Annotated in this window: 10 protein-coding genes; 5 read left to right on the top strand and 5 right to left on the bottom strand. The window is 65.8% G+C overall.

What is annotated here, in order from left to right; genetic code table 11:
- Window position 1: 1 nt before the first annotated feature.
- Window positions 2–1201 carry an MFS transporter gene (locus ACKI1H_RS20960; RefSeq protein WP_440466196.1) on the bottom strand — a complete coding sequence of 400 codons (1200 nt, stop codon included), beginning with the start codon at window positions 1199–1201 and terminating at the stop codon, window positions 2–4.
- Window positions 1202–1363: 162 nt separating this feature from the next.
- Between ACKI1H_RS20960 and ACKI1H_RS20955 the strand changes: the two genes are divergently transcribed.
- Entirely contained in the window at window positions 1364–1729 is a 366-nt protein-coding gene (locus tag ACKI1H_RS20955) for a GFA family protein (RefSeq protein ID WP_138524859.1), read from the top strand.
- A gap of 127 nt (window positions 1730–1856) precedes the next feature.
- Here the strand turns inward: ACKI1H_RS20955 and ACKI1H_RS20950 are convergent, their stop codons facing one another.
- The 3 genes from ACKI1H_RS20950 to ACKI1H_RS20940 all read right to left on the bottom strand — a co-directional run bounded on the left by ACKI1H_RS20950 (window position 1857) and on the right by ACKI1H_RS20940 (window position 6117).
- Complete coding sequence (locus ACKI1H_RS20950; protein ID WP_440466195.1) at window positions 1857–2189, bottom strand: DUF1508 domain-containing protein; 333 nt, start codon at window positions 2187–2189, stop codon at window positions 1857–1859.
- Between the two features lie 147 nt (window positions 2190–2336).
- Entirely contained in the window at window positions 2337–3602 is a 1266-nt protein-coding gene (locus tag ACKI1H_RS20945) for a carbohydrate porin (protein ID WP_440466194.1), read from the bottom strand.
- An 88-nt stretch (window positions 3603–3690) separates the two neighbouring features.
- The gene (locus ACKI1H_RS20940) at window positions 3691–6117 is read right to left on the bottom strand and encodes a glucose/quinate/shikimate family membrane-bound PQQ-dependent dehydrogenase (RefSeq protein WP_440466193.1); all 2427 of its coding nucleotides are present in this window, start codon (window positions 6115–6117) and stop codon (window positions 3691–3693) included.
- Between the two features lie 340 nt (window positions 6118–6457).
- Between ACKI1H_RS20940 and ACKI1H_RS20935 the strand changes: the two genes are divergently transcribed.
- The 4 genes from ACKI1H_RS20935 (at window position 6458) to ACKI1H_RS20920 (ending at window position 11267) form a co-directional block, all read left to right on the top strand.
- On the top strand, window positions 6458–8455 hold the full coding sequence (locus tag ACKI1H_RS20935) for a TonB-dependent receptor family protein (protein ID WP_440468897.1): 1998 nt from the start codon (window positions 6458–6460) through the stop codon (window positions 8453–8455).
- A 302-nt stretch (window positions 8456–8757) separates the two neighbouring features.
- The gene (locus ACKI1H_RS20930; protein ID WP_280055997.1) at window positions 8758–9366 is read left to right on the top strand and encodes a hypothetical protein; all 609 of its coding nucleotides are present in this window, start codon (window positions 8758–8760) and stop codon (window positions 9364–9366) included.
- Between the two features lie 158 nt (window positions 9367–9524).
- Window positions 9525–10910, top strand: coding sequence for an NAD(P)/FAD-dependent oxidoreductase (locus tag ACKI1H_RS20925; RefSeq protein ID WP_440466192.1), 1386 nt, complete (start codon window positions 9525–9527; stop codon window positions 10908–10910).
- Window positions 10911–10922: 12 nt separating this feature from the next.
- A complete protein-coding gene (locus tag ACKI1H_RS20920) occupies window positions 10923–11267 on the top strand; it encodes a cupin domain-containing protein (protein ID WP_138524847.1) in 345 nt (114 codons plus the stop codon).
- Here ACKI1H_RS20920 and ACKI1H_RS20915 read toward each other — a convergent pair.
- Window positions 11257–12732 carry a PucR family transcriptional regulator gene (locus tag ACKI1H_RS20915; protein WP_440466191.1) on the bottom strand — a complete coding sequence of 492 codons (1476 nt, stop codon included), beginning with the start codon at window positions 12730–12732 and terminating at the stop codon, window positions 11257–11259. The two genes, ACKI1H_RS20920 and ACKI1H_RS20915, sit on opposite strands and share 11 nt — an antisense overlap.
- Window positions 12733–12745 lie beyond the last annotated feature (13 nt).

Raw genomic sequence — 12745 nt, 5'->3', positions numbered from 1 at the left:
ATCAGTGAGTGGGAACCGCGCCAGGGGCGGCCGGTTCCATGGATTTGTTGCGGTCCAGACGACCACTCAGGGCGGTCAGGCCGAAGGCGGCGAGGGTGACGACGGCGGCGATCCAGGGCGTATGGCCCAGGCCCAGGTGGCTGACCACCAGGCCGCCCGCCCAGGAACCACCGGCCACGCCGAGATTGAACGCGGCGATGTTGAAGCCGGCAGCCACGTCCACTGCATCCGGGGCCACGCGCTCGGCCTGCTGTACGACATACACCTGCAGACCGGGCACGTTGCCGAAGGCGACTGCGCCCCAGGCCAGCACCGTCAGCACCACCAGCCACGGGTTGCCGGCTGTGAAAGTCAGCACCAGCAGTACCGAAGCCAACAGGCCGAAGATGATCTTCAGGGCGCTGACCGGGCCGCGCTTGTCGGCCAGGCGGCCGCCCCAGATATTGCCGATGGCCACCGAGACACCGTAGGCCAGGAGCACCGCGCCGACCATGTTCGGGCTGAAGCCAGCGAGGTCCTGGAGGATCGGCGCGAGGAAGGTGAAGGCGATCAGCGAACCGCCATAGCCCACGGCGGTCATCGCATAGACCAGCAACAGACGCGGTTGCAGCAGTACGCGGGCCTGACGCAGCAGAGGCGCCGGCGGGGTGTGCTGGATGGTCTTCGGCACGAACAGCAGGCTGCCGAGCAGGGCGACCACGCCGAAGGCGGCGACCACCAGGAAGGTCACGCGCCAGCCCAGGTGCTGGCCAATGAAGGTGCCCAGCGGGATGCCGGTGACGAAGGCAACGGTCATGCCGCTGAACATGGTGGCGATGGCGCTGGCGGCCTTGTCCTTGCTCACCAGGTTGGTGGCGATGATCGAGCCGACCGAGAAGAACACGCCGTGGGCCAGGCCGGTGAGGATGCGCGCGACGATCAGCGATTCGTAGCTGGGCGCCTGCCAGGCCACCAGATTGCCAACGGTGAACAGCGCCATCAGGCCAACCAGCAGTGCCTTGCGTGGGATGCGCCCGGTCATGGCGGTCAGCAGCGGCGCACCGACGGCGACGCTGAGGGCGTAGAGGCTGACCAGCAGGCCGGCGGACGGCAGGGTGACGCCCAGGTCGGTGGCGATGGTGGGAATCAGACCGACGATGACGAACTCCGTCGTGCCGATGGCGAAGGCACTGAGCGTCAGCGCCAGGAGGGCGAGTGGCATGGTGGGGCTCCGGACGAATGGGATGCGATGGGAGGCATTGTCCGGAAGTCGTCCCTTGAGAAAAACGTGGCAAACGGCAAAGGATAGTTGAGCCGTAGTCACGAATGGGGGAGCGTCTACGCTGGCCTATTCATAGACATCAGTCACGATGAGGAGTCCGCCATGCATTACACCGGTAGTTGCCACTGCGGCGCGGTGGCTTTCGCCTTCGACGCGGAGCTCGACGAACTGGTGCGTTGCGACTGCTCGCTGTGCGCCAAGCGCAACGCCCTGATGGCCACCGTGCCGAAGGACAACTTCCGACTGACCCGCGGCGATCAGGCCCTGCGCCTGTACCGCTGGAACAGCGGCGTGGCGTTGCATTACTTCTGCGGGACGTGCGGCATCTACGTCTACCACCAGCGCCGCAGCAATCCGGCGTTGCTCAGCGTGAATGGCAGCTGCATCGACAATCTCGACCCCGAATCGATCCCGACACGGCGGGTGGACGGCAAGGGCATGAGCACCGTGGCGGGGCCGAGCGTGTAGGAGCGAGCTTGCTCGCGAACAGCCGCGCTGTGATGCCAGGTTCGCGAGCAAGCTCGCTCCTACAAGTTGTGTATGACGCCCACAAAAAAGCCCCGCATTGCGCGGGGCTCTTTCATTCACTCGTCACTCAAGCGTGCGCACGCAGCTCGGTGCTGAGGCCGGCCTGGGCGATCGTTGCGATCGCCTGGTCGCGTGCGGCCTCGGAGTCGTACAGCTTGCTGGTCAGCAGTTCTGCACCGGTGTTATCGCGGATCACGAAGAAATTCTTGCCGCCGGGGGACATCTGGCGCTTGTAGCGCTCGACGGCCGCACAGGAGCTGCGGAGGCTGTTGATGGCCTGCTCGGCTGCCTCCTGTGTCGGGTAGGCCAGAGTTTCCAGCAGAGTACCGTGGGCCGTGTTCTTGAGCAGAACGCGACGGTTGCCGCTGCTGAGTTCCTTGATTTCATACCAACCGGGCATGTGGTGCTCCATCTATCCGGTGTCAACGTCCTGCGGGTGTTCCCGCAGGGTGACAGGCCAGTTTAGGAGTACGGACGTTCTATTTGTATAGGAAAAGTCCTATTAATCATGAGGTTACTGTATCAATTTGTCTCGGGATCGCTTGCCTCAGAACGTTGCCTTCACCTGCAGGCCGAGTAACAGCGCGTTGTCGATCTCCTGGCCGGAGAAGGCGCCGGGTTCGATGACGTATTGCAGGTCCGGGCGCAGGGTCAGCCAGGGAGTGGCCTGGTAGCCGTAGCTCAGCTCGATCAGTTGTTCGCCGCTGTCCAGGTTCGGGTAGTCCTGGCCATTGGCGAGGGCATTGTTCTCTTGCACTTCGCGGCTGCGAGGGTTGGGCACGGCGCGGCCGTAACCCAGCGCGACGCTGTCTTTCGGACGGCCTTCGAGGGGTTTGTAGAGCACTACGCCTGCGCCATACCACTTGGTGAAGGGCGAGGCGGCGCTGCTGGCGGCAGAGGCCTGACCGAACAGGTGCAGGCTGCGTCCCGTGGAGGTCGGGTCGTTCCACACGGCCTGGTCGATCAGCAGGTAGTGGCCGCTGCGGCCGGAGACTTCCTTGTCGCTGCCGATGCGCTGCACGTTGGAACTGTCGTAGTACCAGCCCAGCTTGTATTCGCCGGGCAGCTCGCCCTGGGGCTTGTAGACCAGCTCGATGGGCACCACGGTGCCGGTGGTGTGCTTGGGCGTGAGGTGCCAGGCTCGGCTGGAGTTGCCGTTGCTGTCCGGGTCGACGTTGAAGGCGGCGATGCGTAGCTGCCAGTCGGGCGCGAAGCTGTACTTCACCCGCGCGCCCAGGTGCGCGTTGGGGTAGTTGGTCCAGCCACTGCCACCGGACATGTTCAGCGGGTGCCCGCAGAAACCGGCGTTCATGAAGCTGCAGAGGATGCCGCTGTCCAGCCCGCCGACGTCGTTGCCCATGGCCATGTAGCCGAGCTTGAGGTTCAGCGCCTGGCCCAGGTCGCGTTCGTAGCTCAGCTCGGTCAGGCGGGTGTAGAGGCCGCCGTAGTTTTCCTGGACCGGCAGGCGGTTGCCCACCAGGTCTTCCGAGGCGCTGTTGCCGCGGCGGTCATTGATCGTCAGCTGGACCTTGCCGCCGTTGTCCAGGCCGTAGAGTTTCGACAGGTCGAACTGCACGCCCAACTTGATGTTCTGCGAGTAGCGCGCCGAGCGGTGCAGGCCGCCGTGGGCGTTGTAGGCGGTCTCGCCGCTGTAGTCACCGGTGAACTTGACGCCGTCTTCTTCCAGCTGGTGGCGCAGGCCGCCCCAGTCACCGGTCAGGGTGGGGCGTTCGAGCAGGCCTACATCGGCCAGCACCGGCAGGGAGGCGACGCACAGCAAAAGGCTGGGCGTCATGCGGAGGGAAGTACGCATGGGTGTCCTTGGAAAACCGATAAAAAAGGCGCGGTGGTAGGGCCGCGCCGGAAGGAGACGCCCGCACGAGGCGGGCGTGATGGGATAGTTACGGCTGGTCGGGCAGGGCGTACGCCATCACGTAGTCGCCGCGGTCGGTGGACTGGCGCGCCCCGCCGGCGGTGATGACGATGAACTGCTTGCCAGTCTTCGGTGAGACGTAGGTCATCGGGCCGCCCTGGCTGCCGACGGGCAGGCGGGCCTTCCAGATTTCCTCGCCGTTGCTGCTGTCATAGGCGCGCAGGTAGAAGTCCTGGGTGCCGGCGATGAACACCAGGCCGCCCTGGGTCGACAGCGTGCCGCCGAGGGTCGGCAGGCCGATGGGGATCGGCAGGTGCATGCGGATGCCCAGGGGGCCGGTGTCTTCCACGGTGCCCACCGGTACCTGCCAGGCCACCTGGCGGGTCTTCAGGTCGATGGCGGTGAGGGTGCCGAACGGCGGTGCCTGGCACGGGATGCCGGCCACCGAGAGGAAGCGGTTCTTGTTCACCGCGTAGGGCGTGCCCTTGAGCGGCACCGCGCCCATGCCGGTGTTCAGCGCCTCGCCACCGCCGGCTGCCGCGCCCTTGTTGGCCGAGGGGATCATCTGGATCCACAGGCCCAGGCGCATGTCGTTGACGAAGATGAAGCCGTGCACCGGGTCGGTGGAGAGGCTGCCCCAGTTCATGCCGCCCAGGGAGCCGGGGAAGCTGAGCGACAGGTCGGTGCCCGGCGCCGTGTACAGGCCGTCGTAGCGCATCTTCTTGAAGTCGATGCGGCACAGCAACTGGTCATAGGGCGTGGCGCCCCACATGTCCGATTCGGTGAGGGTTTGCGCGCCGATCTGCGGCATGCCGATCGAACGCGGCTGGGTCGGTGAGTACGGCTCGTTCGGGATATTGCCCGGCTTGACCGGTACGTCCTTCACCTCGGTGAGCGGCTTGCCGGTGGCGCGGTCGAGCACGTAGATCTGCCCGGCCTTGGTGCCGATCACCACGGCGGGCACGCTCTTGCCATCGGCTACGGGGAAGTCCACCAGGCTCGGCTGCATGGGCAGGTCGAAGTCCCAGAGGTCGTTGTGCACGGTCTGGTAGACCCACTTTTCCGCGCCGGTGGTGGCGTCCACGGCCAGGATCGAGGCGCCGTAGGTGTGGTCGAGCTTCGTGCGCTCCACGCCATAGATGTCGGTGGAGGAACTGCCCATGGGCAGGAAGACCGTGTTCATCGCCGGGTCGTAGGACATCGGCGCCCAGCTGTTGGGGGTGCTGCGCACGTAGGTCTTGCCGTTCGCCGGGGCCTGCTTGTCTTCCGGGTTACCCGGATCGAAGGCCCAGCGCATGGCACCGGTGATCACGTCGAAGCCCCGGATCACGCCGCCGGGCATGTCGGTCTGGACGTTGTCCGCGACGCGGCCGCCCACCACCACGGTGGTGCCGGCCATCAGTGGGGCGGAGGAGAGCTGGTAGTAGGAGTCGGGCACGTTACCCAATCCTGCCTTCAGGTCGACCTGGCCGTTGTTGCCAAAGCCCTGGCAGAACTCGCCGGTGTCCGCGTCCACCGCAATCAGGCGTGCGTCGATGGTGTTGGTCAGCAGGCGACGCTGGCAGTTGGCGCCTGCTGGCACGCTGGCGGCGATGATCGGCGAGCTGTTGGGCTGGGTCGGCTGAGCGATCTGCCGGGTGGCATCGAAGTAGGCCATGCCCCGGCAACGCTGCCAGACCTTGGACTGGGCGTTGATCTCGTTCTTCCAGAGTTCCTTGCCTGTGTCCGCGTCCAGTGCGATCAGGTTGTTGTGCGGGGTGCAGATGAACACCTTGTCACCGACCTGCAACGGCGTCAGCTGGTCTTCCGCACCGTTGCCGTCGCTGAGGGCCACGTCGCCGGTGTGATAGGTCCAGGCCACCTTCAGCTTGTCGACGTTGCTGCGGTTGATCTGGTCCAGCGCGGCGAAGCGGCTGCCTCCCTCGGTGTTGCCGTAGTGCGCCCAGTCTTTCTGCGCGTGGGCCGGGTCCACCGGCGTCAGGCCCGGACCCTTGCCGGTGGGGGCGACGCTGGGATGGGCAACGAACATGTTGCCGGCGGCAATCGCCACCAGCACCGCCAGCACGCCAGCGATGCCGTAGGCACCGCGCCCAGCCTCGCGGCCTGCGGAGCGGGCCAGCAGCGGGTAGACCAGTGCGACCGCCACGCCAATGGCACTGAACATGAATAGCCGCGAGAACAACGGCCAGAACACCAGGCCGCTGTCGGCCACCGCCCAGACTGCCGTGGCCACCAGGAAGGCGGCGAACAGCCAGGCGCCGGCCGGCTTGCGAAGTGCGATGAGCAGGCCGGAAACGGCCATGCCCAGGCCGCCGATGAGGAAGTACCAGGAGCCGCCAAGGCTGACCAGGCGGATGCCGCCGGCTGCCAGGGCGAGGCCGAGGAGGGCGATGATCACGCCCAGGCCGAGGAGGATGAAAGTGCTCGCGCCGGAGGCACGCTGTACCGGTTTCATACAGAAGGTTCTCGCTGTGGAATTCGTCGATTATACGCTTAGCATGCTAATTAACTAGATAGTACAATCGTCGAAGAGGCAAAAGCAGACGAATGAAATAGCCTTCTGCATGCCCGATCACTCGCAACATCCCGACCCACGAAAGCCCTGTGCAGCGGCTGCCGAGACTGGCAGCATCGCTGCTCGGTCCTACAGAAGAATCCTAGTCGCCGTGCCTGCTACCCGCTCTGTCGTACCCGCCCGACTCAAACTGCTGCCGCTGCTGATCTGCGGCGTCGCCCACGGCCAACTGGCCCGCGCACAAACATCGGAAGCGGACAGTGAAGCGCTGCTCGCGCCCATGGTCGTGACGGGCGCCTATGCGCCGGTGTCGAGCTTCGACCTGCCGTTCTCCATCGACACCGTGCAGCAACCGCAGCTCAGTGATGGCCAGCTCGGTGTCAATGTTTCCGAAGTGCTGCAGCGGGTGCCTGGCCTGGTGGTGCAGAACCGCCAGAACTACGCCCAGGACCTGCAGATTTCCTCCCGTGGCTACGGCGCGCGCTCGGCCTTCGGCATTCGCGGGTTGAAGCTGCTCAGCGATGGCATACCGGCCAGCACTCCGGACGGTCAGGGGCAGGCGGCGACGCTGAACCTGGATGTCGCCGATCGCATCGAGGTACTGCGCGGCCCGGCCTCGACGCTCTACGGCAGCAACAGCGGCGGGGTGATCCAGATGTTCTCCCGCGACGGCTACGGCCCGCCGAAAGTTGGTGCGGAAACCACTTTCGGCAGCGACGGCTTCAACAAGAACCACCTCTATGCCGAGGGCGGCACCGACCAGGCCGGCTTCCTGCTCGATGCCTCGCGCATGGACACCGACGGCTACCGCGACCACAGCGCTGCGCGCCGCGACCAGACCTTCGCCAAGGTCAACTTCAAACCCGACGAAGACAGCAGTCTGGCGCTGATCTACAGCAGCCTGGAGCAGAACGGCACGCAGGATCCGCTGGGCCAGACCTGGGAGGCGTACCAGCACGATCCACGTTCCGTGGCCTCCGTCGCCGAGACCTACAACACGCGAAAAAGCATCGACCACCAGCAACTGGGCATGAACTACGAGCGCTATTTCGGCGAGGCGACCCTGCAGTTCAACCTCTATGCCGGCCAGCGCAGCGTGGTGCAGTACCTGTCGATCCCCAGGACGGCGGCCTCCAACTCCCAGCGCGGCGGTGGCGTGGTGGACTTCGACCGTGAATTCCACGGCGGCACCTTGCGCTGGATCCAGCCGGTGCACGGCGTACCGGGCGAGCTGACCGTTACCACCGGGGTGGACTACGACCGCAGCGAGGATGACCGCAAGGGCTTCCAGAACTTCAGCGGCGACCAGCTCGGCGTGAAGGGCGAGATGCGGCGCAACGAGAACGACATCGCCACCAGCCTCGACCCGTATGTGCAGGCGCGCTGGGAGCTGGGTAACTGGACTTTCGACGCCGGTCTGCGGCACAGCAGCATGAAGATGGAAGTCGACGACCACTACCTGAGCAATGGCGACTCCAGCGGCTCGAAGAAATACCAGCAGAACAACCCGTCGCTCTCGGTGATGTATGCCTTCACCCCCGAACTGCACGGCTACGTCAGCGCCGGCAAGGGCTTCGAGACCCCGACCCAGGCCGAAATGGCCTACGCGCCGGGCCTGGCCGAGAGCTTCAACTTCGGCCTCGACCCGGCAACCAGCACCCAGTACGAGATCGGCCTGAAGGCCAAGGTCGCCGGCAATACGCGAATCAACGCGGCGATCTTCGAAATCCGTACCGATGACGAGATCGTCGTCGCCAGTTCCAGCGGCGGCCGCACCAGTTACCAGAACGCCGGCAAGACCCTGCGCCGAGGCTTCGAATTGGGCATGCAGAGCGACCTCTCCGAACACTGGCAGGCCAACCTCGCCTATACCCGCCTGGACGCCACCTACGACGAAGACTTCGTCGAGAGTGGCAGCACCATCGAGAAGGGCAACCACCTGCCCGGCGTGCCCGGCAGCAGCCTGTTCGGCGAGCTGGTGTGGAAGCCGCAGGACGGCATCAGCATGGGCTTCGAAGGCCAGTACCGCAGCAAGGTCTATGTCGAGGACAGCAACGAGGACAAGCCGGCTCCCAGCTACGCGGTGTTCAACTGGCGTACCCGCTTCGAGCAGCACGTCGGGCCCTGGACCTTCCACCAGCTGGTGCGCCTGGACAACCTGCTGGACCGCCAGTACGTCGGTTCGGTGATCGTCGGCGACAGCAATGGGCGCTACTACGAAGCGGCGCCGGGGCGCTCGTGGTATGCGGGGGCGGGGCTGGAGTATCGCTTCGACTGAGAGTCCTGACCGAGGTTTCGCGTAGGGCGGATAACGCGCCAGCGTTATCCGCCGCAAGCCGGTCGGCGGATAACCTGTTCCAGGTTATGCGCCCTACGGTCCTGATCGAGCGGTGGGGTACGGTTCGCGAGCAAGCTCGCTCCTACAGGTTGGACTGCTGCTCTTCGTAGGAGCGAGCTTGCTCGCGAACCTGTATTCCTCCGTGGCCGATCATCGTCTGCGGCGAGCCATGTCCCGTCAGAATCCTCTATCCTCGCGTCCTTTGTATTTCGTGAGACGGGTTTGTGATGGGCAGATGGGCAATGGGCGCACTGTTGATGTGCGTGGCGGGCATGGCGTCGGCGGCTGATCCGCTGTTCGGCAAGTACAACTACGGTGCGGCGCAGAAAGGCTTCGGCAAGCCGCAGGGCTTCGTCGAATGCCTGCAGCCCATGGGCGTCACCGCGCGCTGCAAGGATGGCGTGGACTACGCAGGCACGCGCTTCCGCCTGGCGCTGACCTTCGACAAGCAGAAACTGGTCGAAGCCGTGCTCTACAGCGAATACAACGATGCCGCCTACCGGCGCGTGCTGCAGGAAGTGGCCAAGCGCTTCATGCTGGTGGCCATCGCCGACGACAAGAACGTGGTCGACGTGCTGGCGCACACCCTGAACCCGAATCGCACCGAGGCCGATGCCAAGGCCATCGGTGACTTCGAGACCCACGCGCTGCGCAGCGGGATGATCAGCTACCGCCTCTACGAACAGCTCGACAAATACATCAAGCCGGGCCTCGACGCCCGCCAGGTGCTGGCGACGGTGCCGGCGAGCATTCGCGTGGCCGAGGTCACGGTCAAGCACGGCAAGTCGGAGAACTGGCTGATCGTGAAGTTCGCCAAGCCGGGCCTGGCGCCGAAGAAGCCCAAGGCCTGACCGTAGAAGCGGTAACCGTCCCTACACGGGGCCTACAAGAGCTCCAGGCTTCATATCTTCGTATGAGGCCTTCCCCCGGATTGCATGGAATGGACGATTGTTCGCCGCTGGCCTGACGCAGGACAGTGGCGCACTACCGTTCAATCTGGAATCCGCACATGAAACGTTCCCTGTGGCTGGAGGAAATCGCCTCCGAGCTGACTCCACTGCCTGCGCTGGAAGGCCCGCTCGACGTCGACGTGGCCATCGTCGGCGGCGGCTTCGTCGGCCTATGGACCGCGTTGCGCCTGCTGGAGCTCAAGCCTGACTGCCGTATCGCCATCATCGAACGCGACATCTGCGGCGGCGGTGCCTCGGGGCGCAATGGCGGCTTCGTCATGTCCTGGTGGCCGAAGATCAGCTCACTGGCCGCGCAGTGCGGCAAGGACGAGGCGCTGCGCCTGGCTCGCGCTTCGGCGGCGGCCATTGGTGAGATCGAGGAATTCTGCAAGGCCCACGACATCGACGCGCACTTCCGCCGCGCCGGCTGGCTGTGGACTGCCACCACCGAGGCACAACGCGGCGCCTGGAAAGGTGTGCAGCAGACTTGCGAGCGCCTTGGCGAACCGGTGTTCCAGTCTCTTTCCAACCGCGAGGTGGCGAACCGTGCCGGCTCCGCGCAACACCTCGAAGGCGTGCTCGAAGCCAGCAACGCCACCGTGCAGCCAGCCCGCCTGGTGCGTGGTCTGCGCCGTGTGGCGCTGGAGAAGGGCGTGCGCATCTTCGAGAACACCCCGATGCTCAGTCTGGATCGCGGCCAGCCGGCGGTGATCCGTACTCCTGGCGGAGAACTGCGCGCACCGAAGGTGGTGATGGCGACCAACGCCTGGGCGGCGGCGATTCCCGAGCTGCGCCGCACCATCCTGCCGGTGACCAGCACCGTGGTGGCCACCGCGCCGATCCCCGAGCGCCTGGAACAGATCGGCTGGACCGGCGGCGAAGCCATCACCGACTCGCAGTTGATGGTCGACTACTACCGCACCACCCAGGACGGCCGCATTGCCTTCGGCAAGGGCACCGGGATGATCAGCTTCGCCAGCCGAATCGACGAGAGCTACGACCACAACCCGCAGCTCAGCGACGACACCGAGCAGGACCTGCGCCGAACCTATCCGCAACTGGACGACGTGCCGGTGACCCACAGCTGGTCAGGCCCGATCGACCGTACCTACGACAGCCTGCCGGTGTTCGGCCATCTGAACGGCGCGCCGCACATCGTCTACGGCATCGGCTGGAGCGGCAACGGCGTCGGCCCGAGTCGCCTGGGTGGGCGCATCCTCGCCAGCCTGGCGCTGGGGATCGATGACGAATGGAGCCGCTGCGGCCTGGTTGGCCGCCAGCCCAAGCGCTTCCCGCTCGAACCGGTGCGCTATGTCGGCGGCCTGATGGTACGCGGCGCGGTGCAGCGCAAGGAACAGGCCGAGGCGCAGAACCGCAAAGGCGGCTGGCTCGACCGTACCCTGGCCGGCTTCGCCCCGGCGGGACTCGAAGACAAGGACCTCTAGGAGAAAAGCCCCATGCCCCAACCGATTCTGCTTACCGGCACCGCCGGACTCGAACTGCCGGCGCCTCAACCTGTGAAGGAGCCCCTGGGCTCGCCGGTATCCAGCACCGCGACCCATGCCGAGGAAGGTGAGGGCGGCCTGCTCACTGGCGTCTGGGAATGCACGCCCGGCCGCTGGCGGCGCCAGGTGCTATCACGGGAGTTCAGCCACTTCATCAGCGGCCACTGCCTGTTCATCCCGGACGACGGTGAGCCGATCGAACTGCGCGCCGGTGACGCCGTGCTGTTCCCGGCCAACTGTCAGGGCACCTGGGACATCCGCGAGACGGTGCGCAAGAGCTTCGTGATCATTCCCTGAGACCCGCGATATCCGACGAGCGCAGCGCGATCCAGAGGACGGCCACGTCCTCGGTGGAGTCCAGCGAGCGCTCGGTAATCTCCTCGATGCGGCGGATGCGATAGACCAGCGTCTGCTTGTGCACGTTGAGCCGTTGCGCGGCCTTCTGCCAGGAGCGGTTCTGCTCGAGGAAGACGCGCAGGGTGTGCTGCAACTGGCCACCCTGTTGCGCGTCGTAGTCGGCCAGTGCGCCGAGCACCCGACGATGCACGCGCCGTGCCTCCTCCAGGCTTGAAGGCAACCAGGACTGCTCGCCCTGGGCATCGGCATAGGCCACCAAAGGCCGCTGGCGGTTGGCGTGGGCCAGCGCCAGCCGCGCCTCGCGCAATGCTTCCACCGCCCGCAGTGCATGGCCCAGTGGATTGCTGTGGCCAAGGGTGCAGTCCAGCTCGGCCTGCAGGGTTTCGGCCTGTGTCGGATCGTTCAGCAGCAGGATCAGTTCGTTGCCCTGGTGGCGCACCAACAGGCCCATTCCGAGTCGCTGAAGGCGCTGCTGCCAGTGTTTCGGCAACTCGTCGGCGGCGCGTGCCAGCACCAGGCAGGCCGCATCCACCGGGCAATTCAGCTGCGCCAGCCGTTCCTGCGCGGCGCGTTCGGTGAGGCGCTGCTGCAGCAGGTCATCGAGCAGTTCCGAGCCCAGGCGCAGCATGCGCTCGTGCTCGACCTGGGCGCGCTCCAGCTCGATACCCAGCACCGCCACGATGTGATGCAGCAGGCCGTAGTCGAGCAGTTCGCCGCCCGTGGCGAGGATTTCGCAGGTGGTCAGCGACGGTAGCGGCATCACCAGCGCTTCCTGCTCGCCATTGCTGCAGCGGGTCACGGTGTCCGGTACCGAACGGCGCTGGGCGAGGGTTGCCCGCCAGCTGTCCGGCAGCGGCGACAGGCCTTCCTGCCAGGGTTGCAGGGTTGCGGAGTCGAACAGGAACAGCTGCGCGCGTACATCGCCGCACAGCCGTCGCAAAAGCCCGGCGAGGCCGAGCCCGCGCAAGCCGATGCGAGCACTTTCATAGATACGCGTCACGGCACTGCGGCGCTCGTGTTCCTCCTGCTTGCTGGCGTCGACGATGGCGCGGGTCACAGCGGAGAAGGGCACCGCGTAGTCGGTCATCAGCAGCGGAAAACCCAGTTGGCAGGCTTCGTCCTGCAAGGCCTGGATATCCGCCGGGGCCTGCATGTTCTCGCCGATCATCAGACCTGAGATGCGTGCCCCGGCCAGGCGTTGCAGGTAGTCGCGCTGCGCCTGTGCCTGCACGGGGATGCCGATGCCGGTAGTCATCAGGAGGTCGCCTTCGCCCAGCCATTCGGTCGGGTCCGCCAGCTCGCACACGTGCGCCCAGCGCAGGCGCCGGCCGACGCCCTCGCTGCCGCCAAGCAGGCGGGTGCGCAGGGAGGCGTTGTCGAGGATGTCCTGGATATGGAAAGGCATGGCAGGTCCGCAG

The organism is Pseudomonas sp. YH-1, assembly GCF_051990045.1.
In the GTDB taxonomy this organism is placed as follows: domain Bacteria; phylum Pseudomonadota; class Gammaproteobacteria; order Pseudomonadales; family Pseudomonadaceae; genus Pseudomonas; species Pseudomonas nicosulfuronedens.
The sequence above is the reverse complement of the archived record's forward strand: the minus strand, read 5'-3'. Positions and strand labels throughout refer to the sequence as shown.